Below are 21825 nucleotides of genomic sequence, written 5' to 3' on the forward strand. Positions count from 1 at the left end.
GGGGTAGTTTCCCGATGTACGGGAATTCCCGGCAACAAGTTATCCCGCCCACGCGCTCCCGCGTGAAGGCGGGTTTTGTTGTTTATTCTCCCGAATCGGACACGCGGGAACTCATAATCCTGGACGAGGGCGAGCTCATTGCCGTCGACAAGTCGGGGGGCAACCGCGACATCAAGTTCAAGATGCACCCGGGCGATATCGTGGGCGTCGCAGCGCTTTTCGAACGCGAACCGCTCCGCTACACCATCGAGGCCTCCGAGGATTCCGTCATCACAGTTCTCTCGGAAGAATGCCTCGAGTCCGAACTCAAGAACATCCCCGTCTGGCTGCTCGCCATCCTCAAGAACCTCTCCGTCCGCACCCGCGAGTTCAAGCACGATTCCAAGCGCACGCCCGTCGAGAACACACTCAAGAGCCTCGCCGAATACTGCGCCCACCTGGATTCGAACATCAAGTACCCGCTGGAGGAATTCATCCGCGAGTTCAACTGGCTCACGCGCATTCCGGCGGCAACGGTCAAGGGCGATATCAAGGCGTTGCTCCGCCGGAGTTTCATCGGCCTCGCGAAAGATGGCGAAGACCTCTACGTGCAGGTCCACAACGCCACGCTCATGCAGATTTATTCCGACTACCTGCAGGCACAGGACGATGGCGCACTCTGGGCTCCGCTCCGGCTGAACCTCGCACAAAAACGCATCCTGGTGCACCTCACCACGCTCGACGAACACGTGCAGATGGAAGCGCCGGAATGGATTGCCTACCTCAACCGCAAGGGACTTGCCATCGACGTATCGCAGTGGATAACGCTCGAGGACCTCGGGTGCTTTGCCACTGGCGAAGAGAGCAAGTACCATATTGACCAGGCGAAGGTGGAATACTACCTCACCGCCATCCGTTACGATTCCAACCTCCGGGGGGCCGTCTGATGCTCGTGAGAGAAGGCGAATACCTGTTCCTGGAAGGCGACAAGGCCTCTAGCCTCGTCATCGTGAAGTCGGGCATGCTGGTGGGCACTTCCAAGCAGTTCCGCAGGAGCCGCTTCCAGAACTTCGGGCCCGGTTCCCTCATCGGGGAATTCAGCATTCTCGAAAGCAGCCCGAGGGAATTCACCGTCCGCGCCGTCGAAAACAGCGAGGTGCTGTTCATCGAGCAAAAGGACCTGTTGCGCGAACTCGAGCACAAGCCGGGCTGGTTCCGCTCCACGCTCACGTTCCTCGCAAGCCATTGCCACCTCGCCGAAGAAACCAGCAAGAAGATGCGGATTGTGCAGGCGCTCCCCTCGCTCCTGTTCCTGTTCAAGAACCACCTCGAGACATCGGGTTCAGACAACATAACGCTAGCGGCACTGCAGCAGAAGATGCTCGTTCTCGACAACGTCGACTACTCCGATACCGAAAAGCTCTTGCAGATTCTCGAAGGGCTCGAACTGCTCCGCATCGAGGGCGACACCGTGCGCGTCTCGAACCTGCAGATTGTGCCCATGCTCTACGATGCGCTCCAGTTCCGCGCACTCAACAAGCAGGTATCGCCCGAGATACTCCCCATTACCGACCAGTTCGTGCTTACCACGTTCGTGAAGGCGGTGCGCGAAAACGGCATTCCCATCCGGAGTGCGTGCACGACCGTCAGCGCCACCCTGTTTATCGCGCAGGCGAAGAAGACCATGTTCGGGAGCCTTACCATGCGCACGCTCGCACCGCTACTGCAAAGCGGCGTGCTCTCGACCGAGCCCGCCTATAGCGAGGCCACCACGCTCGAGACCATCAAGAGCATCTCCGGCGACTTCGAGCATATCCTCGACCTGCTCGAACTCAACCGCATTTTCCCGTTGCTGGATAAGAAGCTGGTGTAGAGGCGCTGCGCGCCTTCTGGCACATTTTCTATATTTACATCTGTAATAAACCATCACCTTAAAACAAGGCAAAACATGAAACTTTCCGCACTCATCGTGACCCTCTCCTCCATCGCCGCATTCGCCCAGGAAGCCGCCGAACAGGCTGAACAGCAGCCCGGTCTCCTTGGCAGCCCCATCCTGATGATGGTGCTCATCTTCGGCGTGATGTGGCTGTTCTTCATCCGCCCGCAGAGCAAGGAAAGGAAGAAGATGGACGAAATGCGCAAGGCCCTCAAGAAGGGCGACAGGGTCATGACCACCGCCGGCATCCTCGGCACCGTCACCAACATCGACGAAACCGGCACGACCGTCACCGTCCGCACGGGTTCCACCACGTTCATCGACTTTGACAAGCAGGCTATCCTCCGCGTAATCAACCCCGAAGTGAAGGCCGAAGAAAAGAAGGACGAAAAGAAGTAATGGCTCTTCTCCCTATCAAGACTTACGGCGACCCGGTGCTCCGCAAGAAGAGCGAACCGATTACCGAGATTACGCCGGAACTCCGCCAGCTCGCGCAGGACATGCTCGAGACCATGTACGACGCGCCGGGTTGCGGGCTCGCCGCTCCACAGATCGGGAGGAACATCCGCCTGGTCGTCATCGATACGGCGATTCCCGACGAAGAGGAACCGCGCCCGTACATCATGTTCAACCCCGAGTGGGAACCGGAAGAAGACGCGAAGCCCGCCTGCAACGAGGAAGGCTGCCTCTCGCTGCCGGATATCTTCTGCAACGTGACGCGCCCCGACAAGGTGTGCGTGCGATTCTTCGACATCAACGGCGAGCCGCAGGAAATCCACGACTGCGAAGGGCTCTTTGCCCGCTGCATCCAGCACGAAACAGACCACCTGAACGGCGACCTGTTCGTGGACAAGATTTCTACCGCCGACCGCACGATGAACCAGTCCAAGCTCCGCAAGATGGCGAAAGAAACCCAAGCGAAGCTGAAGAAGAAGTGACATTTTCGCCGTAGGCTAAAATGTCATCCTGAGTGCAGCGACAGCGTCGCGGAATCGAAGGATCCTGTTTTAAGCAATGTCCAACGCGCGTCTTAAAATCCTCTGGCTTTGCCTGCTCGCATTCCCGGCGATAGTTTTCGCCGGCGATTTTGACCTGCCGGAACTGCCCGAAGCAAAGACCGCACCGGAACCAACAAAAGCATTCAAGCCGATTGCCGAACCGGCCGCAAAACCTGCCCCTGAAAAAGATGCGTCTAAGGACTCGCCTAAAGGTGCTAAAGATACGCCTAAAGATGCGCCGGAACAATCGGATTACGTCGGTCCCGTAAACTTCGCGCCCATCGAAGCGACAAACGTTTCCGACGCGCACAGCGCGGGCGTAAATTTACCCGCAGGCATCGTCGCGAAGAAGATTCCCGCGAACCTGAACCGCCCCCTGCAGGTGGGCGTATTCACCGGAGTGAAGGAACTCCTCTGGAAGTCGCACGACGCAACATACAAGTTCACCGCGGAGGGGAACAAGGTTATCGCCTCCGGGCCGGGGAAACCGCAGCCCGAAAGCAAATACCAAATCAATACGGACGGAGCATGCATTGCGCTCGCCCCCACGCAAAAGGAACTTGCCACCTCGTGCTACCCGGGCAGTTTTACCCTCACGGCAAAGGGCGGGCTCTTGACCGCAGTGAATACCGTCGACGTAGAAGAATACCTGCGCGGCGTGGTGCCCTACGAAATCGGCAAGCTCGACAGCAGCAGGTTCAGCGCACTCGAATCGCAGGCGATTGCCGCACGCACGTACGCCTACAAGCACTTCGGCAGCCGCGAATCCATGGGGTTCGACGTGTACGCCGATACCAAGGACCAGGTTTACAAGGGGCTCGCGAGCGCAACCCCGCTTACCGACAGCGCCGTGAAGGCCACCGCCGGAATAGTCATGACATACAACGGCGAGTTCATCATCGCGTACTACCATTCCACCTGCGGGGGCATGAGCGAGACGCTCGCCACATGGGGCCGGCCCGACCTCCCCTACCTCAAGAGCAAGCCCGACCTGCGGCCCGATGGAACGCCGTGGTGCAACGAATCAAGTTACAGCAAGTGGGAACGCAACTTTAGCGAAAAGGAACTCCCCGCGCTATTCAAGAAAAACGGCAAGGAAGCGAACGCGAAGGTGCCCGAGTTCAAGCACGTGAAGGCGATTGGCGTGAAGGACACGCTTGCAAGCGGAAGAATCCTCACGCTCGAAGTCACTACGGACAAGGGAAAGTTCACGGTCGCGGGCGACAAGGTGCGCTGGCTGTTCAAGAAGAACGGGACAATACTGCCCTCATCATTCTTCAGGGTAAAGCACCACAAGCAGGAATGGAAAATCGAGGGCAAGGGGTTCGGGCACGGAGTCGGAATGTGCCAGATGGGCGTGCGCGCCCGCAGCGCCGCAGGCCAGGACTTCGCGACCATACTCACGCACTATTACCCGGGAATCACGCTGGAGCGTTTCGAGAAATGAGCGCCGAGAATCCGGTATTTGCTGTACTGAGCCAGGGGTGTGCCGCAAACTTCGGGGACGGGGAAAGGATTGCGCGGGCGCTAGCCGCACGATACAACGCGCGGGTCGTGTTCCGCCTGCCGGATGAGCAAGATGCAGCGGGAAGCGTTCGCAATTTACAGGATGCAGCAGGATGCGCGCCATCCGCACAAGATGCGCCTAGGGTGCAAAATGTGTCTAGGGCACAAGATGCGCCGGACGCCATATACTTGAATGTCTGCACGGTGAAGGGGAACGCGGGTGCTTTGAAACTGCTCCGCACCGCAAGCGAAAGGTTCCCTGGCACACCGCTGTTCATTACGGGATGCGCCCCGAAGGACTTCCGCGAAGAAGCGGTCAAGGTTACAGATAAAGTAGTATTTACGAGTTTAGAGGAAATCTCCGCCTCCGCCGACGTGAAAAAACAAGCCGCAGCGACAGAATCCACTCTCAACCCCTGCGCGAATCGCCGCTCGTAGGCATCGTGAATATTGAGGAAGGTTGCCTCGACGCCTGCGCGTTCTGCAGCACGCACCTCGTGAAGGGGCGGCTCAAAAGCTATGCCCCCGAGGGAATCGTCGAGCAGGTCAAGCGTCTTGTGGCCGACGGATGCACCGAAATCCAGCTGACCGGGCAGGACTGCGCCTGCTACGGGTTCGATATCGGCACGAATCTCGCCTCCCTCGTGCAGAGCATTCTCGTGCATGTTTCCGGCAATTACAAGATACGCCTAGGCATGGGAAACCCGCGACACGTATGCGATTACGCAGGCGCCCTGCTCGAATGCTTCCAGGACAATCGCGTCTACAAGTTCATGCACGTTCCCGTACAGAGCGGGAGCGACAGAATCCTGAAGGCGATGAACCGGAGGCACACTGCAAGCGAGTTCCGGCGACTCGCAAGCGAGTTCAATAAACGGTTCCCGCTCGCCACCCTCAGTACCGACCTGATTGTAGGCTATCCCGGCGAAACGGAAAGCGACTTTCGCGAAACATTGCGACTGCTCGAAGAAACTCGCCCGACGGTATGCAACATCACCCGCTTTGTCGCCCGGCCGGGTACGGCCGCCGCGCGAATGGAGGCAGATGCAGGCCTCAGCATTCCTGATAGCGTCAAGCACGAGCGTTCCGCCCGCCTAGCAGAAGCGTTCCAGAAAATCGCCCGCAAGAACAACGCCCTGTGGGTCGGCAAGACCTGCAACGTGGTGGTAGAGAAACCAGGGCACCGCGCAGGCACCTCCATCGCGCGGAACGAGGCCTACCGCCCGGTAGCCCTCGCCGGCGACATTCCCGCCGGAACAAAACTGCAAGTGCGCATCACCGACGCAGAAGCATTTGCGCTAGTCGCAACTACAGAAAAATAGCGTGCCGAAGCTTGTGAGCAACAAGCGCCCAGTATTGCGATTACATCGCATAAACCGGCGCCTCAACAATAGAAACAAGTAAACTTGTTTCTGCTGCACTCGGCTTAGGTTTATTTAACTGGGCGTGGTTGCGAGAGTGAGCGCAAACCATAGTATTTATTCAACATCTAGCGCGAACGGATCGCCACAGAACACCAGAACGAAGTGATAGTGTGAGCATGTACGACACGCCCGCAGCCAAGTATCTATAAACAAAGAACTTCAACAAACGCTTGCCTCTCGCATATTCCCGCAGTTTAATGGAAGCCCGTCAGTGACTAACAGTCACTAGGGCTTCCTCCCGGTAAATCATCCCCTGTTTGCGACAAAGCAATAAACTGTTTAATGCCGGAGCCTCCGCTTGTTTTTTGGCGGAGGATCGTGCCGAACTAAGCGAACACCGGAACGAAGTGATAGTGTGAGCGTGTACGACACGCCCGCAGCCAACATCTTAGCGCAAGCATAAAAAAGCAGTTTAATTTTTATCCAGCAGTTTAATGGAAGCCCGTCAGTGACTAACAGTCACTAGGGCTTCCTCCCGGTAAATCATCCCCTGTTTGCGACAAGGCAATAAACAGTTCCTGCCGGAGCCTCCGCTTGTTTTTTGGCGGAGGATCGTGCCGAACTAAGCGAACACCGGAACGAAGTGATAGTGTGAGCGTGTACGGCACGCCCGCAGCCAACTATATTACAAACAGCCTATACGCAAATAACAAAAAAACCCGGCAGAGCCGGGCCTTGTCGCAAAAATCTACAAACTACTTGTCGGTACGGCGGTACCCGCGCGTAGTCGTGAACGAAGCACGCTGGTACGGAGCATCCACGTACTGGAAGCCGCCACCGCCCATGTAGGCGCAGTACACATAGTGTTCCTTAATAATGGACACCTGGTAGATGTACGGACCCGTACCGATCTTACGACCCTGCTGGGAAACCGGGTACATCTTGATGGTCACCATCATTTCGCCCACACCAGTTACATTGGCATAGTCGGTACCGTCGGTACAAGTATTGGACGTCGCGTTCGGCACAGTCTGCGCACTCACCATAGCCTTGAACTGGGCAGGGTCGGTAACGCCTTCGGTGTACTGGCTAATGAAGTGGCCAAGGTGGTCGAACACGCGCACGTTCACCTGGAACGGCTGAGACGTACGGAACGAAATGCTGGAGCAGCTTTCCGTGCCGTTCGCATCGGCGTAGCAACGGCCCGAAGCGGCACCGCCCTTATCGCTCACCACAGCCGCACCCGGGCTAGACACGCCACCGTTGGCATGGCCATCGGCACCCACCGGAGCCGCAGTAATTTCGGTCCAGTGATCCTCGAGCCAGCCGTTCTGGTCGCCACCGTCGATGAATCCAGGCGGAAGCGGCGTAATCAGGAGTTCTGCCGTAGAGTTCTTCGGCAGGTCATCGCCACCGGCCTTGTCGGTAAGTTCCTTGTTGTCGAATTCCGGACGCACGAGCGAAGTATCCTTCATCTCGATAACCGTCGTCGGGTTCACAAGCAACTTTGCAGAAGCCCACTCCGGCGGATACGTTTCCACAGTTTTGCCCGCCTTGGACGAGACAAAGAGCGGAGTACCGAACATAGCGAACGTACCGTTGTACATCATGGTCGTCCAGTAGTTGTTGGCTTCGCTCAGCGGGTCGTTGTTCGGGTAGTTGAAAGCAATCTCGTCACCGGCCTGGAGAGAGTATTCGTTTCCGGCCTTGTCCTTGAGCTTGCCCTGGAGGTCATAGATAACGCCATCGGCGCCCTTGTCCATCGTGAAGTTAGCGCTTTCGACAAACATGCCAAGTGTATCGTGAGCAAGGCACGTTGCAGCCTCGATGCTGTAGTTGGTGCAGCGGACAACCACGAGTGCAGGAATAGTCCCGTTCTGGCCGCCGGCAACCATCATGGCGAGCGTTTCGTCAGAAAGTTCGGTATTCAAGATAAGGCTCGTCGTAGCGACACCGTCGGTAACCGTAACTTCGGCACCGGTAACGGTCGGCTGGCCGTACTTGGTCGGAGCAATTTCGGCAAGGGAGGTGCGCATGTACATGTTGGAACCATCGGACTGACGGTCAGCATAGAAGAAGTGCAGGTGGTGCCAGGTATTGTCGGCCCAAGAGCCGTCCGGGTTCAAGAAGCAGTTCTGGCCAGCAGCAGTCTGGTTCATAAGAGGAGGATCCATGTAGCCGCTCGCCGCAAGCACAGGGTCGGCATGGCAGCCGTGGCCGTTAGCGGCAAGCACGGAAATGTCCACGCGGCCCGGAGCGGCAAGGTGAGTACCACCGAGGTCCACCACGAGCACGCCGTCCACGAAAATCCACATGTCGTCGTCACCAGTGAACTCAAAGATTTCCGGGTCCGGAAGGCCAGCGGCGTTCACCTGGTTCTTGGAGTTGTACTTGAACTTGGCGTAACCCATCATGGTAAAGCCGTAGTTGCGGAGGTGACGGGGGCCAAGCACCGCATCGCTGTTGGCAGCGGTCAAGGCAGCAATCGGGCTACGCGGGCCACCCGCCATGAGCCACGTGGCACAGAGGCCGGCGGTCTTCGAACCCATCATGTCTGCCTGGGTAGAGGCGTACTGGTAGTCGTACGGCGGGCAGAAAATGGAGAGCGTCTGCGGACCGTACTGGTCGCACTGGTCCGTGGTGCATCCGCCGTTAGCCTTGGTCGCCATGTCCAAACGGGTCTGGGAGTTGGTATCCACGATATCGAGCGGGAAGTAACCACCGTTACCGTAGTTGTAGTCCATCGCGTAGATGTTCTTGGAAGAACCGGCCACGTTCGCGGGCGGGAGCGTAAGCACCGTGTTGGAACGCTTGGCAAATTCGTTGTTGTCGGAATACCAGTGTTCAAAGAAGAAGTTGTCGCAGGCGTCCTTTGCCTTCAAAATTTCCACGCCATCAAGCATGTCGATTTCGGCACCGGCAGCCGCAGGAGCAAACTTCAGGAACGGCTGGACCATGCCCGGAGTGTAGTACACGGCGTTCGACCAGACGTTGCCGTTACACTTCGTACCGCTGACCATGCCGTCAACGTACTTTTCGTAACCGCGCTGGGTATAGCCGCGAGCAGTCTTGTTGTTGCATTCACCGTACTTAAGCGTATCGGCCGTAGTCGTCAACTGAAGGTACGACGGGAGCATCGTGTTCGGCAGGTGGGGCCTACCGTCCTGGCCAATCCAGTCACCCGCCTTGGAACGACCGTTACCGCAGGTCGCATGGAACGGAGCGTAAGTCGTGTACCAGGCGGCATCGTAACCAATAGCGCCCTTCGACAAGCTCGTATTAAAAATCAGTTCACCACACGTACCGCCCGTAGCGCCATGGTTCGTACAATAGTAATTGTCACCCGTGCTGATGAACTCTTCCGAAAAGTTCTCGAAGTCCGGATGCGTCACCGGGAAGTCGCGCACCACAATGTCGAGGTTCGCGGCACCAGCCACGTCGGCATGAACCGGCGTAAAGCTAACCAAACCAAAAGACACCGCGGAGAGTGCCAATCCTGCTACCAATTTTCTTTTCATAATATCCAATCTCCACCTATTTGCACAATAGGTAAACAATACATACCTAAATATAAACCAAAATTGCGCTTTTATTCCCGTCTGGAATTGAAAAATATCATAAATATGGGCATTTTTCGCATTTTTGTGACCTAAAACATAGCGTTTAGACCACCTCCCCAGGTCCAAACGCCCCGTTTTTCCAAATTTGCAGGGTACTGTTCTATATTTGCGGGCATGAACTGGTCGCTACTTTTTGTCATCATCATCATGATTCTCCTGCTCCGGGTCGTGTACCTGAGGCTCAAGGCAAACTCTATCAAGGCGGAATCTTTCCGGAACCTGAGCGACCGCGACCAGATGGCGGTCCTCAAGGAATGCCTGCTCAACACCCCCACACGCACAAACCTCGAGAACCTCGCCGAATTCGCGAAGGCCCGCGGGTTCAATGTCGATACGGCAACCTACCTCAAGTTTATCGAGAGGCACATGAAAAACGCCTGGGGCAAGAACGCCATCGCCGAAGACAACGAGATTTACGCTGCGGAATCCGCTTGGGTGGACGCCATCCGCCCGCTGGAATTTGCAGAGGCGGAAAAGGCGCGCGCCGATGGCGACATGGAGAAGTTCGTGAAGTGCTGCCTCGAGGGCGTATCGCGGCTGTATTCCGACGAGGCGATTATGGCCGAACTGGAAAAACTGGTTCCGCACTGCGCGAAGGCGAAGTCGCTTATCGAGGGGTACCGCGACCTGATCGCCGCCCGCGACGCAAGCGAGGCCGACGACAAGTCGCTCGAGAAGCTGCGCAAGAAGCGCGACGCGTGGATGAACGAGTTGTTGATTGATAATTGATGATGGATGATTGATGATTGATAATTGATGGTGGATGCGGGGGGCGAGAAGTTTGTCGCAAGTGGCGAGAAGTTTGTTGAGGGAAACGAGAAGTTTATCGCGGGGCTTATAGACCAAACTCACGCTTTATGGCATTTTGGTCCGTATGAAATTAGTTTATTTACAAAAAAAAGCCCTCGGGTTTAACCGAGGGCAATTGAAAGAGCGCGAGCGGTCTCTCGCGAGCCGTAGTCGCCGATATTAATCGGCGATGGAGGCGAGAGCGAGTAAGAAACCGGAGGTTCTACGCCCGAGACGTCGAACGAGCGGTCTCCTAACTACTTAAAACCAGCGCCAAGTGATGCCGAAGAGCACCATCGTCTTGTACTGTGCGTCTTCGTCGAGATCCTTGTCGTAGGCCATATCGTAGCCGACCTGCAGTTCGATGTACGGCACGATCGTCACAGCGAGGAGGTTTTCCCACTTGCCGTCGATTTCGTCGACACCCTTGAAGTTCACGAAAGCCCACAGGCGGGTCTTGAAGCTAGCGATGGAAGATAACGCGTACTTGAATTCCGTGATGGATTCGAGACCCGGTTCGTCCTTGAACTTTTCAACCTTGTCTTCGGTATCCTTGTCATCAGCAAAGCCGTAGCCGTTAGAAATCGTCATACGGTTAGCAAAACCGATACGCTGGCTGAACATGTCGTTCGGGACGTAGGCAAGACCGGCGACCTGCGTTTCGTATGCCGGGTCCATGAAGCAGGAGATGGCCTTCTTAATTTCGTTGCCTTCTTCGTCTTCACTGTAGGAGTAGCCCGAAAGGAACTGCGTTTCGAAGCGGTTGCCAATGTAGGGCTTCAGGACTTCGGTCATGTTGAAGTCGAGCATGGATTCCCAGAAAATCTTGTCGGCGGACTTGCGCTGACCGAGACCGTCAGTCCAAGTCTTGCCCAAGGCGAGGTTCACCAGGTTACGCCAGTTGGCGACCTTCCACTTGCCCTGCACGTCGGCATCGTAAGTGATGAGCCAGGTGTAGTTGGATGTTCCGTCCTGCTGCCAGTTAGAGAAGTTGTAGTAGTTCCACTTGACAGCGGCGACCACATCGGCAGTCCAGTTTTCGGGAAGGGCGCCTTCGAACATGCCGCCTTCCGCCATTGCAGGGGCGGCAAGAGTGCAAGCAGTAGCGCAAGCCAAAAGAAGCGATTTGATTTTCATATCTTTTCCTCGTTATGGCCCGTGGTATTCCCGCAAGGCCGGTTTGACGCCTTAAAAATAGCACATTTGTATTTTTTTGGGAAGGTACTTTCTATAATTTAGCGCATGCTGAAGGCTTTTTTGAGGTTTATCGCCACTGCAGGGCTCGTACTTTGCACCGCCGCAACTGCGGGTGCAGCGGACCAGAGTGTCGCAAGCGCGGGGCAAGCCGGCGACGCCACCCCCTGGCACTTTGGCGCGGGCGTATCGGCAGGCAGGCTCACTCCGGTAATGCTCGAGGGCTCTGTTCGCTACAAGGCAGCCACATTGCATGTCGCCGGATTCGGGTTCCACAAGGGAGCAAACGACTTCTGGTGCGGCATTCGCGGCAACATCGGGTGGACGTTCCTGCGCGATTTCCCATTCAACATGTTTTTGGGCATTGGCGGCGGGTATGAATTTGCGGAAGCCCCCAACGAGATGCACCGCGCAGTGAACCACGCAAATAACGCGATGTACCTGTACCCATACAACTACAAGGAACTGCTCGACATTACTGCAGACCTGCGCATTAACTTGTTCGGACTGTTCACTCAGATATCCTTCCCCGCTTACAGGTTCAAGGACCACGACGCGCCCGACTTCAGCTGGCGGGTGGGCTACCTGATGGAATTTTGATGATTGATAATTTGGTGTCGGGTATGGAATGAAAAAATCCTCGGTTAAACCGAGGATTTTTTTGGATCCTATCGCGACCTTCGGTCGCTCCAGGATGACATCTTACTTCTTGGGGAGCTTCACTTCCTTGCCGAAGTCCACGTTCGTCTTGTTGCCGAGCAACAGGGCGCGGGTCTTGAGCGGGAGGCCGAAGCAGCGGATGAAGCCCGTTGCGTCCTTCTGGTCGTACATGTCGACGTCGGTGAATCCACCGAGGCCCATGTCGTAGAGGCTGTAGGGGCTCTTGATGCCGGCCGGAATGATGTTACCCTTGTAGAGCTTGAGCGTCACTTCACCGGTCACAACGCTGTTGACTTCAGCGAAGAAGGCGTCCATAGCCTGGCGGAGCGGAGTGAACCACTGGCCATTGTACACGAGGTTCGCGTAGGTCATAGACATCTTCTGGGCTTCGAACAAGGTTTCCTTGTCGAGCACGAGCTGCTGCAGGCATTCGTGAGCCTTGTACAGGAGCGTGCCACCCGGAGTTTCGTACACGCCGCGGCTCTTGAGGCCGACGAGGCGGTTTTCGACGATGTCGAGGAGGCCGCAAGCGTTCTTGCCACCGATCTTGTTCAGGAATTCGAGGAGTTCCACAGCGCCCATCTTCTTGCCGTTGATGGAAACCGGGTTGCCCTTCTCGAAACCGATGGTCACGTGGTCGGCCTTGTTCGGGGCCTTCTCGTACGTGGCGGTGTGCTTGAGCATGTCATACTTGTGTTCCTTGTCCGGGAACTCGAGGATGCCACCTTCGTGAGAGAGGTGCCACAGGTTACCGTCTTCGGAGTAAATCTTCTTCTTGCTGATGCCGTTGAGCGGAATCTTGTGGGCGGCAGCGTAGTCGATAGCGTCTTCGCGGCTGTGGAAGTGCCACTTCGGGTCCTTCCACGGGGCGATGATTTCGAGCTTCGGGTTCAGGGCGGCGTAGGTCAGTTCAAAACGGACCTGGTCGTTACCCTTACCGGTAGCACCGTGAGAAACAGCGTATGCGCCTTCCTTTTCGGCAATCTTCACCTGGTACTTCGCGATGAGCGGACGAGCGAAAGAGGTGCCCAGGAGGTAGGTGCTTTCGTACTTTGCACCGGCACGGACGGTCGGCCAAACGTAGTCTTCGAGGAATTCCTTCTTGAGGTCGAGAACGTAGCACTTGCTGGCACCAGTAGCGAGAGCCTTCTGTTCCAGGGCCTTGGCATCGGGGAAGTCGTTCTGACCGAGGTCGGCAGCGAAAGCGATCACTTCGCAATCGTAGTTTTCCTTGAGCCAGGGGATGATGATGCTGGTATCGAGTCCACCGCTGTAAGCGAGGACAACCTTTTTCTTGGATTCTTTCTTAGCCATTGTATTTCCTTTGAGAAAATTTTAGACGAACCAAATATAGAATTAAAAGCCGATAACGGCGCCCAGGTAACCGGACATAGCCCAGGAATCAACGGACCTGTTGAAGAAGCGCTGGAAGCCAGTTTCGATAGAGACCCATGCGGCGGAGAGGTGCTTTTTTGACCAGGGCCAAACCGCCTGGAGATTGTAGGCTATACCCGGAGCAATCGTGAGCAGCTGGGCTCCGCCGAAATTGTATTCGTATAGGATGCTCGCCGTAGCGCCAAGCGTGTTCCAGAACTCGATGCCACCGCCCAGGTCTACACCGATGGAAAAACCGTCCAGCGAAAACATCTTCTCGCAGTCTTCCACTTCCTGTTCGTTCTTCGTGGAAACGCCGGGAATCCAGCCTTCCATGTCGCGCTGGTGCCATTCCTCGCGGATTTCCTCGAGGTCCGTGGATTCAAAACCGACAACCGGGCTCACGTACCAGCTCCAGCGCCCCTGCGGGAAATGGAATCGCGTATTGATGCGGTAGCGCTGGTAAAGCACGGACTTGTCGGCATCCAGGTCACCGCCAAAGAAGCGCACATCGCCACCCGCACTTATCCAGTCGCTGTAGAAATACTCGAACTGCCCCTGCCAAACGCCCAGGCAGTCGCATTCCTCGGTCGGGTTGTAGAGGCCAAACGCGAGACCCACCAGCAGGCCGTAACCCGTATAGGCGGAAAGGCGCGGGAGCGGAACGCTATGGCGCTCCGAAACTGCCGTATCGGGGTCTGCAGTGTCCGCAACAGCACCCGCGGTATCAGTACTTGCGGCAACGTTCGCGGAATCTGTGTTTTCAACAACGTTCGCAGTATCCCCCACGGCAGTTTCCGCGAGGGCATTCAAGGCAAGGAACAATATCACCCAGAATATCCGCATATTCTTTAATTATACAAAATAAATCTTCAGCAAGCCACGCAGAGCCTCTACTTCACCTTCTTGCCGTTCTTTGCGGCAGAAAGTTTCTTGTATTCCTCGCGGGCCTTGCGCATATCGGCCATAAACACATCGTTTGTATGCAGGCTCGGGTAAGCTCCCGAAACAAGCACCTTGGAGGCATCCACGTCGCTCTGCCAGTGGAATCCGGCAATCACGCGGCTCTGGCCCCATTCGTATGCGTATTTCAACAAGGCATCCTGAGCAGACGGGTTCACCTCGATCAGCAGCAGGGCCATCGACCATGCGCGAACGGTATGCCCCGACGGGTAGGAACCATTCGTTCTCAGGCGTTCTTCTTCGGCAGGGACAAGAGTCGGTTCGTTGAAGCGGTCGTAGGGGCGACGCCTCATGTAATGCCTCTTGGGAAGGCTCCCCACCTGCTTGAGCGTCCGGACTCCGCGTTCGAGCAGGTTCATGATGGCGGGAGTCTTCTTTGCCGAAATTTCCATGCCGAAGGGTTCGCTGAACATCTTGGCCATGTCCTCGACCGTTTCTACCGCCTGGGCTACGGCCAGGGCCGCACGTGCGGAATCGGCACGCATCTTTTTACCCCAAATGTACTGCGACATATCGTACATGAACTGCGGCGACATGGTATCCGGGGGCGCCGGGTAGAAGTTCAGTGCGTTCGGGAGCGCATCTGCTTCCACGTAAGGTTTGACATCTGCAGCGAAACAGCAAAGCGACGCACCACAAAAGGCGACTACGATAAAAGCTTTCTTGATAAAATTGTTCATGCCTTGAATATAAATAAAAAAGACTATCTTTTCAAATGCTAATCCCATGAAAAAATGCCGTCGTAAAAAACACGCTCCCATGAACCGTTCGCAAATGATGCAGGCGGTCCATTCGGAAGACACCCGGCCCGAACTGCTTGTGCGGCAGGCGCTGTTTAAGGCGGGACTGCGTTACAGGCTGCACAGGCACGATTTGCCCGGCTCGCCAGACCTGTTTATCCTCAAATACGGCGTGGTTGTATTTATAAACGGCTGCTTCTGGCACCAGCACGGCTGCAAGTTTACGAGCCGCCCCAAAAGCAACCCTGAATTCTGGAATGAAAAGTTCACGAACAATATGGTGCGCGACATCAAGACGAACTGGAAACTTTCGCTACAAGGCTACCGCGTTGCAACCATTTGGGAATGTTCCGTCAAGAACGATTTCGACCACACTATTGAACGCCTCAAGGCCTTTATTGCAAGCGATGAAGAAAGCATAGAGATTTGAACCACAGGTCGGAAAAAGACTATCTTTCTTTTTGATTTTGAAAGGTTTAAAAATGCAAGTTCTTGAAAAAATCAGTGAATTCGTGGGCAAGTGGATGGCGGTTGTGGTTTTAGCAATCGCGGCGCTCTCGCTGTTCCTGCCCAAAGCCACACTCTGGATTGAGCTCAGTTGGGTGAATTACCTCTTGATGGTCGTGATGTTCGGCATGGGGCTCACGCTCAAGCTAAGCGACTTCAAACTCGTGTTTGCCCGCCCTAAGGAAATCACCATCGGGTGCGCGGCGCAGTTCGTCGTGATGCCCGCACTCGCATTTGTGCTCTCCAAGGCGTTCGGGCTCGACGCGGCCCTCATGGCGGGTGTGGTTCTCGTAGGCACATGCCCAGGAGGCACTTCGAGTAACGTCATCACTTACCTCTCGAAAGGCGACGTGGCGCTCTCCGTGGGCATGACGAGCGTGAATACGCTTCTCGCTCCCGTATTGACGCCGGCAATTACCTACCTGTTACTCCGCACCACCGTGAACGTGGATGTGATGGCCATGTTCCTTTCCATCGTAAAGGTTGTCATTGTGCCGATTGCGCTCGGGTTTGTTATCAACAAATTCTTTGGCAAATGGACGGCGCGTGCCGTGAAGGTCTTGCCGCTCGTCTCGGTGATTGCCATCGCGATGATTGTGGCCGCAGTCGTCTCACACAACGCCGCAAAGATTCTCTCCACGGGCGCCATCGTGTTTGCCGTGGTGATTCTCCATAACCTGATCGGTTACGGCTGCGGGTTCGGCCTCGGGAAGTTGCTGAAATTCTCGACGCCCAAGACGAAGGCACTCTCCATCGAAATCGGCATGCAGAATTCAGGCCTTGCCACGAGCCTTGCGGCGACTTCGTTCTCGAGCCTTGCTATGGCAACAGTTCCTGGCGCCATATTCTCCGTGTGGCACAACATCTCCGGCGCGATACTCGCGAACGTTTACCGCCGGTGGGAAAAGTAAGACATGAGCATCGAATACAAAGACATCCACGATTTTTCTGAACAAGATTTAAAAGACCTCTTCCTCTCCGTCGAATGGTCCTCGGGACATTTCCCCGACAAACTCGTCGTCGCGATGAAGAATTTCAAGACCGTCATCTCGGCCTGGGACGGCGACAAGCTCATCGGCATGATTTGCGCGATGGACGACGGTGTCATGAACGCCTACGTGCATTACCTGCTCGTGCGCCCCGAATACCAGGGCAAGGGCATCGGCAAAGTCCTCGTCGACAAGGTCCATGAAATATACAAGGATTACCTCCGCATCGTCGTAGTCGCCTACAACGAAGAACTCGCCTTCTACGAGCATTGCGGCTTCAATAAAGCTGAAGATGCGAGCCCGATGTTTATTACGAGTCTGTGGACGTAGAAAGCCCTTTTTTCAAATCACGAAAAACTTGAACACCCGATTTTACTCGTCCTGCCTGAAGGTCCATTTCTGATAGCCGAAGCAAAGCTTGAAGATTCAGAGCATCTTGCTCCTTTTTATTTAATTCGTTTTCGTTGTACATAGGCAATCCTGTTTTTTCAAGAAATATAAACAGTTTAAAACGAGGAGTCAATAGCGCTGTTTTTTTCAAAAAAAAAACAATTCAAACTCTTGACAAGCTGTATCCGATTAGATACATTGATGTGTATGCACAAGCGCTTAGACATTGCCGAATACCTCGACAGCGAAGAAATCGTCGCCGAATATTTGAACTTAGTCAGCGAATCAGATGATCCCGCGCTGTTTCTCCGTGCAATCGGGCACATCGCCAGAAGCAAGGGAATGTCGCAGATTGCCGAAAAGACCGGACTCGGCCGTGAAAGTCTTTATAAGGCTCTAGACGAAAAAGCTCATCCGCGTTTCGAAACCATTTTCAAGGTGCTGAACGCCATGGGAATCCAGATGACTCTCGTTCCTAAAGTGAAATTCAAGAAACGCCGTAAACAAACGGAACTTTGCGTTGCAGAGAAAAGAGCGCGGTATAGGGTGTAGGGCAATTTCGAACGACCTCGCCCCTTAAATTGTCATGCCGAGCTTGACTCGGCATCTCCATTCTCTCAGAATAATCTATATTACACGATACATAGCCCCGTACCGAATGGTGCGGAGCGACCGGTTTTTGAGTTTCGACTCTTATTCTTGTTGCGGAAAAACGACCAAAAATTTCAACACTCAAGAATAAGACGAACACTCACGTCCCAATCGGGGCGTGAGTTGTTTGTGCTTATTGAGTGTTATGGTTTCTTGGTCGTTACCACCGCAACAGTAGGCCTTACGACTCACGCCTTTTTTTGTTTGGTGTCATCAAGGTCTTTTGAAAAAGTGTCGAACAGACACTTTTGATAAGGAGATGACATGGCTAACGTTTCGAAACAGCACCGCGACGAGCTGCTAGAAAAGATTTCCAAAATTCGCGAATTTATTGCGACTTCCAAAGCGAACAAAAATACCCGCAATCTCCTGCAATATCTGAATGAAATCACAAAGGACATCAAAGGCAAAAAATACGGTCTTGTATTCGAGGAACACCGCGAAGCCATCGATGAAAAACTTGATACGCACATTCCCGTATTGGTTGAAGAAAAGAAACTTGCTATTGATAACGGCGGCGAACAGAATTTCTTGATTGAGGGAGACAATCTTGCCGCTCTAAAACTCCTAGAGAAAACTCACAAAGGGAAAATTGATGTTATCTACATTGATCCTCCGTATAATACGGGTGAAAGTTTTATTTACAACGATCATATTGTAGATGATACAGATGCTTTTAAGCATAGCAAATACGCTTCATTTATTAGCGAAAGAATTACAATAGCAAAAAAACTTCTTTCTCCTAATGGAATAATGTTTATCTCAATTGATGATAAAGAACAAAGTACAATGAGACTTGTGTGCGATGACATTTTTTCTGAATCACATTTTTTAACAACAATAGGATGGGAAAAAAGAACAAAGTGTCAAAATACAAAAACCGCAAAAAAGATGTTGCAACCCAAAATAGAATACATCTTGGTTTATAAGAATACAAATAAAAGAATTGAATTCAATTGTCATGTAATTGGTCAAAAAGAGTATCCTGAAAAAGATGATGTAGGAATTTTCAGGATAGAGGAAATTGGACAAATGGGTAAAGGTGGAGTTCGTGGAAGAGCGAGTATGATTTTCCCAATTCTTGGAGTTTCTCCGAATGAGGGAAATCAGTGGAAGCTTGGGAAGGATACGATTCTTGAATTAATTGAAAGAAATGATGTTTTTAAGAAGAACGGGAAGGTGTATAGAAAAGTAAGGCCGGACGATGAATCTTGCGATAGTATAAAGCCTTTTTGGGCATATTTCTCCGCAGAACAGTATGGAACCGCAGAATCAGCAAAAAAAGAACTTGGGAAAATATTAAACAAAAAAGATCATGAGTTTGAAACCGTTAAACCGACTCAGATGATTGAAGAGTTGATTTTTCAGGCTTCAAGTGAAGAATCTACAATACTTGATTTTTTTGTAGGAAGTGGAACGACAGCTCAGTCTGTTCTAGAAACAAACGTTGATTATGGCGGAAGACGAAAGTTTATCGTTTGCACAAATAATGAAAATAACATTTGTCGCGATATTACTTACCAACGAATCAAGACTGTAATCACAGGAAAGCGCAAAGACAAAACTAAGTATTCAGATGGTATTCCTGGGTCACTCAAATACTTCCGCGTAGATTATGTTCCTATCAGTGACAAACTCTACTACGAGTATGCCGATGAACTTCTGCTACATATCCGCGAACTTGTAGAACTTGAAAACGGTATTAATTTTAGCAACAACGGCGAAATTGCCATTGTCTTGACTGACGCCGAGATGGAAAAATTCGTAGAGGACAACAAGAAGAAAAAAATTATTGATGTCAAGAAAATCTACCGTGGACACAATGTTCTCCTTTCAAATGCTCAGACAGCATTCTTGAAGAAGCATAACATCAAGATTAACGTCATTCCTGACTACTACTATCAGGAACTCGCCAAGTAGGAGGTTTTATGGAACTCAAGAATTTTCAATTCAATACAGTCCTTGCCATTAAAGAGGCAATGAACAATTCTAAAAAAGAGATCGTCCTAAAAAGTCCTACCGGTAGCGGTAAGACATTAATGCTTACCTATTTTATGGACGATTATTGCAAGAGTTTTCCCAAAACGGTTTTCGTTTGGTTTACACCCGGAAAAGGGAATCTTGAGGAACAGAGCAAGCGAAAAATGGATCAATATTTTCCGAATTCCAGCACAAAGCTTATTGGCGATGTGATGACATCGGGTTACGAAGAAAATGACTGTTGCTTTATTAACTGGGAAATGCTCACCAACAAGACCAACAACGCCATGAAAGATGGCGAGAGGAAAAATTTCAAGGAACATGTGGAAACGGCAATTGAGAATGGCCTTCATTTTGTAATTATCGTAGACGAAAGTCACCAGAATGACAGCATCAAAGCAAAAGAAGTTGTTGACCTGTTTCATGCGGACAAAATCATTAGAGCGTCAGCAACTCCCAAAAATTTCTCAAATGCGACAGCGAAATTAATCGATGTCAACGAAGAAGATGTCATAGCCGAAGGTCTCATCAAGAAGTTACTTGTTGTGAACGAAGACTTTCCGCAAAAAACAACCGTTAAAGACGAAATAGAGTTTTTACTTGACAAGGCTCTTGAAAAACAACAGGCGATTGCGGCGGCGTTTGCAGAGATAAAGACATTCATCAACCCGTTAATCGTTGTTCAGTTACCGAACAAAAACGAAGTCCTATTAGATAGGGTTGAACGCTACTTTGAGAGCAAAGAAATTTCATATGAAGATGGTTCGCTCGCTGTATGGTTAAGCAACAAAAAAGAAAATCTTGACGGCATTGAAAATCTAAACGCCAAACCCATTGCGGTCATCATTAAACAGGCCATTGCAACTGGGTGGGATTGTCCAAGAGCACACATTCTTGTAAAACTTCGTGACAATATGAGCGAAACCTTCGAAATACAAACCATCGGAAGAATTCGCAGAATGCCAGAAACGATGCATTACGAAAACAACCTTTTGGATAATTGTTACCTATATACCTTTGATGAAAAATTCACAGAGGGTGTTCAACAGTCTCTTGGAAAAAGTGCGCTTAATGCAGTAAAACTGTTTGTCAAGAAGGAATTCAAAACTTTCAGTTTAAAAGGCGAATACAAAGCGGATCTGGAATATACACCTCGTGATGGTCAAGCCTCACTTGACGCGATTGCAACATACTTCAAGAAAAAATACAACACAGGTAAGTCGTCTAAAGAAAATCAGAAGTTGTTACAGGCTTACGGGTACGTCTTTGACTCTGACATTGTAAAGCACACCGTCACTGGAGAAGTCGCTCATTTACAGCAAAAAGACTTCGAAAATCTGAATGACGCCTCTTTCAAAACACCCCTAAACACGCATATTCATGGTCGTGATTTTCATCATGAGCTTGCCGATATCGGTTTAAAGATTGGATTATCATACGACCAAATGAATCTTATTGTGAGAAGGTTATTTAGTAAAGAAAGTTCTTTTTCTAAAAGAATTCTTGACCTCGAAATAAGGCTGCTTTATGCATTTGTAATCAATAATGCAAATCGCCTGAAACTGGATATCGCAACATCGATGTCCGAAAATTTAGGACAGCAACAGCTACCCAATCCTGATAAAATTAGATTGTACGATTTTCACATTCCACAAGAAACATTGTTCACGTACAACGGCAATGCAAAATCACAACAGATTATTTCAAAAAATGTTTATGAGGGATATTTATCATCTGCGGAACCGCGTTCAGATCCTGAAAAGAAATTTGAAAAATTCCTAGAAAAGAGCAAATTTGTCAAGTGGTACTATAAAAATGGAGACAAGGGTCAAGAATATTTTTCCATCGTATATGAGGACAACTTTGGAAAATTGAAATCCTTCTTCCCCGACTACATAGTCTGTGACAAGAATGACGAAATATGGATTTTGGAAACCAAGGGTGGCGAAAGCAAGTCGGGGAACACCGAAGATATTGACAAATACTCCCCTAAGAAATTTGTAGCGTTGAAAGCCTATCTGCAAAAACACAATCTTAAGGGAGGATTCGTCCGCGAAAAGAAAGACGAAAATGAGCTTTGCATTTGCACAGAACAATATTCCGATGACCTGAGTGATAATAATTGGTTATTGCTGGAAGATGTTCTTGCATAAAGCAAGCCCAAGCGATGCGGGGGCGGCACCTG

The 21825-nt window shown here is 52.1% G+C and carries 21 protein-coding genes; 15 read left to right on the forward strand and 6 right to left on the reverse strand.

The window, feature by feature from the left end; translation table 11 throughout:
* Positions 1-14: 14 nt before the first annotated feature.
* The 7 genes from CRO08_RS13690 to CRO08_RS17435 all read left to right on the forward strand — a co-directional run bounded on the left by CRO08_RS13690 (position 15) and on the right by CRO08_RS17435 (position 5741).
* Positions 15-926 (forward strand): cyclic nucleotide-binding domain-containing protein, encoded by a 912-nt coding sequence (locus CRO08_RS13690; protein WP_097036651.1) that lies wholly within the window; start codon positions 15-17, stop codon positions 924-926.
* Positions 926-1852, forward strand: coding sequence for a cyclic nucleotide-binding domain-containing protein (locus tag CRO08_RS13695; protein ID WP_097036652.1), 927 nt, complete (start codon positions 926-928; stop codon positions 1850-1852). The genes CRO08_RS13690 and CRO08_RS13695 overlap by 1 nt, the downstream gene beginning before the upstream one ends.
* A gap of 75 nt (positions 1853-1927) precedes the next feature.
* Complete coding sequence (gene yajC / locus CRO08_RS13700) at positions 1928-2314, forward strand: preprotein translocase subunit YajC (RefSeq protein WP_097036653.1); 387 nt, start codon at positions 1928-1930, stop codon at positions 2312-2314.
* Positions 2314-2853 carry a peptide deformylase gene (def, locus tag CRO08_RS13705; RefSeq protein WP_097036654.1) on the forward strand — a complete coding sequence of 180 codons (540 nt, stop codon included), beginning with the start codon at positions 2314-2316 and terminating at the stop codon, positions 2851-2853. Before yajC ends, def begins: the two co-directional genes overlap by 1 nt.
* Before the next feature lie 76 nt (positions 2854-2929).
* On the forward strand, positions 2930-4360 hold the full coding sequence (locus CRO08_RS13710; protein WP_097036655.1) for a SpoIID/LytB domain-containing protein: 1431 nt from the start codon (positions 2930-2932) through the stop codon (positions 4358-4360).
* A gap of 212 nt (positions 4361-4572) precedes the next feature.
* Positions 4573-4857, forward strand: coding sequence for a hypothetical protein (locus tag CRO08_RS17430; protein ID WP_255252392.1), 285 nt, complete (start codon positions 4573-4575; stop codon positions 4855-4857).
* A gap of 5 nt (positions 4858-4862) precedes the next feature.
* Positions 4863-5741, forward strand: a complete 879-nt coding sequence (locus CRO08_RS17435; RefSeq protein ID WP_255252393.1) for a MiaB/RimO family radical SAM methylthiotransferase — start codon at positions 4863-4865, stop codon at positions 5739-5741.
* Positions 5742-6538: 797 nt separating this feature from the next.
* On the opposite strand, the gene CRO08_RS13720 is transcribed toward CRO08_RS17435, so the two are convergent.
* On the reverse strand, positions 6539-9250 hold the full coding sequence (locus tag CRO08_RS13720) for a fibro-slime domain-containing protein (protein ID WP_176495162.1): 2712 nt from the start codon (positions 9248-9250) through the stop codon (positions 6539-6541).
* Between the two features lie 267 nt (positions 9251-9517).
* Between CRO08_RS13720 and CRO08_RS13725 the strand changes: the two genes are divergently transcribed.
* On the forward strand, positions 9518-10132 hold the full coding sequence (locus CRO08_RS13725) for a hypothetical protein (RefSeq protein ID WP_097036657.1): 615 nt from the start codon (positions 9518-9520) through the stop codon (positions 10130-10132).
* 321 nt (positions 10133-10453) lie between these two features.
* On the opposite strand, the gene CRO08_RS13730 is transcribed toward CRO08_RS13725, so the two are convergent.
* On the reverse strand, positions 10454-11329 hold the full coding sequence (locus CRO08_RS13730) for a DUF3078 domain-containing protein (protein WP_072808482.1): 876 nt from the start codon (positions 11327-11329) through the stop codon (positions 10454-10456).
* Positions 11330-11434: 105 nt separating this feature from the next.
* Between CRO08_RS13730 and CRO08_RS13735 the strand changes: the two genes are divergently transcribed.
* The gene (locus CRO08_RS13735; protein ID WP_097036658.1) at positions 11435-11986 is read left to right on the forward strand and encodes a hypothetical protein; all 552 of its coding nucleotides are present in this window, start codon (positions 11435-11437) and stop codon (positions 11984-11986) included.
* A 102-nt stretch (positions 11987-12088) separates the two neighbouring features.
* Here the strand turns inward: CRO08_RS13735 and CRO08_RS13740 are convergent, their stop codons facing one another.
* From CRO08_RS13740 to CRO08_RS13750, 3 genes are read right to left on the reverse strand one after another with little or no spacing between them, the layout of a single operon-like run.
* Positions 12089-13360 carry an argininosuccinate synthase gene (locus CRO08_RS13740; protein WP_097036659.1) on the reverse strand — a complete coding sequence of 424 codons (1272 nt, stop codon included), beginning with the start codon at positions 13358-13360 and terminating at the stop codon, positions 12089-12091.
* A gap of 42 nt (positions 13361-13402) precedes the next feature.
* A complete protein-coding gene (locus CRO08_RS13745) occupies positions 13403-14266 on the reverse strand; it encodes a hypothetical protein (protein WP_097036660.1) in 864 nt (287 codons plus the stop codon).
* Positions 14267-14313: 47 nt separating this feature from the next.
* A complete protein-coding gene (locus tag CRO08_RS13750) occupies positions 14314-15063 on the reverse strand; it encodes a phosphatase PAP2 family protein (protein ID WP_097036661.1) in 750 nt (249 codons plus the stop codon).
* A gap of 79 nt (positions 15064-15142) precedes the next feature.
* Here CRO08_RS13750 and CRO08_RS13755 point away from each other — a divergent pair, with 79 nt between their 5' ends.
* Genes CRO08_RS13755 through CRO08_RS13765 form a run of 3 tightly spaced genes read left to right on the forward strand, consistent with a single transcriptional unit; the run spans position 15143 to position 16949 of the window.
* Positions 15143-15553, forward strand: a complete 411-nt coding sequence (locus CRO08_RS13755) for a very short patch repair endonuclease (RefSeq protein ID WP_255252394.1) — start codon at positions 15143-15145, stop codon at positions 15551-15553.
* A gap of 52 nt (positions 15554-15605) precedes the next feature.
* Complete coding sequence (locus tag CRO08_RS13760) at positions 15606-16541, forward strand: bile acid:sodium symporter family protein (protein WP_097036663.1); 936 nt, start codon at positions 15606-15608, stop codon at positions 16539-16541.
* Between the two features lie 3 nt (positions 16542-16544).
* Positions 16545-16949: a GNAT family N-acetyltransferase gene (locus CRO08_RS13765; protein WP_097036664.1), complete on the forward strand. Its 405-nt coding sequence runs from the start codon at positions 16545-16547 to the stop codon at positions 16947-16949.
* Here CRO08_RS13765 and CRO08_RS16800 read toward each other — a convergent pair.
* A complete protein-coding gene (locus tag CRO08_RS16800) occupies positions 16930-17160 on the reverse strand; it encodes a hypothetical protein (protein WP_141398387.1) in 231 nt (76 codons plus the stop codon). The genes CRO08_RS13765 and CRO08_RS16800 overlap by 20 nt on opposite strands.
* Positions 17161-17216: 56 nt before the next feature.
* Between CRO08_RS16800 and CRO08_RS13770 the strand changes: the two genes are divergently transcribed.
* The 3 genes from CRO08_RS13770 to CRO08_RS13780 all read left to right on the forward strand — a co-directional run bounded on the left by CRO08_RS13770 (position 17217) and on the right by CRO08_RS13780 (position 21793).
* Complete coding sequence (locus CRO08_RS13770) at positions 17217-17561, forward strand: addiction module antidote protein (RefSeq protein ID WP_097036665.1); 345 nt, start codon at positions 17217-17219, stop codon at positions 17559-17561.
* A gap of 363 nt (positions 17562-17924) precedes the next feature.
* Complete coding sequence (locus CRO08_RS13775) at positions 17925-19580, forward strand: site-specific DNA-methyltransferase (RefSeq protein WP_097036666.1); 1656 nt, start codon at positions 17925-17927, stop codon at positions 19578-19580.
* An 8-nt stretch (positions 19581-19588) separates the two neighbouring features.
* Positions 19589-21793 carry a DEAD/DEAH box helicase gene (locus CRO08_RS13780; RefSeq protein ID WP_097036667.1) on the forward strand — a complete coding sequence of 735 codons (2205 nt, stop codon included), beginning with the start codon at positions 19589-19591 and terminating at the stop codon, positions 21791-21793.
* The last annotated feature ends 32 nt before the right edge of the window (positions 21794-21825 follow it).

The organism is Fibrobacter sp. UWT3 (genome assembly GCF_900230125.1).
Taxonomy (GTDB): Bacteria; Fibrobacterota; Fibrobacteria; order Fibrobacterales; family Fibrobacteraceae; genus Fibrobacter.

Coding starts and splice junctions, on each gene's coding strand:
- CRO08_RS13690 (WP_097036651.1), top strand. CDS start 15: ATGTACGGGAATTCCCGGCAACAAGTTATCCCGCCCACGCGCTCCCGC.
- CRO08_RS13695 (WP_097036652.1), top strand. CDS start 926: ATGCTCGTGAGAGAAGGCGAATACCTGTTCCTGGAAGGCGACAAGGCC.
- yajC (WP_097036653.1), top strand. CDS start 1,928: ATGAAACTTTCCGCACTCATCGTGACCCTCTCCTCCATCGCCGCATTC.
- def (WP_097036654.1), top strand. CDS start 2,314: ATGGCTCTTCTCCCTATCAAGACTTACGGCGACCCGGTGCTCCGCAAG.
- CRO08_RS13710 (WP_097036655.1), top strand. CDS start 2,930: ATGTCCAACGCGCGTCTTAAAATCCTCTGGCTTTGCCTGCTCGCATTC.
- CRO08_RS13725 (WP_097036657.1), top strand. CDS start 9,518: ATGAACTGGTCGCTACTTTTTGTCATCATCATCATGATTCTCCTGCTC.
- CRO08_RS13730 (WP_072808482.1), bottom strand. CDS start 11,329: ATGAAAATCAAATCGCTTCTTTTGGCTTGCGCTACTGCTTGCACTCTT.
- CRO08_RS13735 (WP_097036658.1), top strand. CDS start 11,435: ATGCTGAAGGCTTTTTTGAGGTTTATCGCCACTGCAGGGCTCGTACTT.
- CRO08_RS13740 (WP_097036659.1), bottom strand. CDS start 13,360: ATGGCTAAGAAAGAATCCAAGAAAAAGGTTGTCCTCGCTTACAGCGGT.
- CRO08_RS13745 (WP_097036660.1), bottom strand. CDS start 14,266: ATGCGGATATTCTGGGTGATATTGTTCCTTGCCTTGAATGCCCTCGCG.
- CRO08_RS13750 (WP_097036661.1), bottom strand. CDS start 15,063: ATGAACAATTTTATCAAGAAAGCTTTTATCGTAGTCGCCTTTTGTGGT.
- CRO08_RS13755 (WP_255252394.1), top strand. CDS start 15,143: ATGAACCGTTCGCAAATGATGCAGGCGGTCCATTCGGAAGACACCCGG.
- CRO08_RS13760 (WP_097036663.1), top strand. CDS start 15,606: ATGCAAGTTCTTGAAAAAATCAGTGAATTCGTGGGCAAGTGGATGGCG.
- CRO08_RS13765 (WP_097036664.1), top strand. CDS start 16,545: ATGAGCATCGAATACAAAGACATCCACGATTTTTCTGAACAAGATTTA.
- CRO08_RS13770 (WP_097036665.1), top strand. CDS start 17,217: ATGCACAAGCGCTTAGACATTGCCGAATACCTCGACAGCGAAGAAATC.
- CRO08_RS13775 (WP_097036666.1), top strand. CDS start 17,925: ATGGCTAACGTTTCGAAACAGCACCGCGACGAGCTGCTAGAAAAGATT.
- CRO08_RS13780 (WP_097036667.1), top strand. CDS start 19,589: ATGGAACTCAAGAATTTTCAATTCAATACAGTCCTTGCCATTAAAGAG.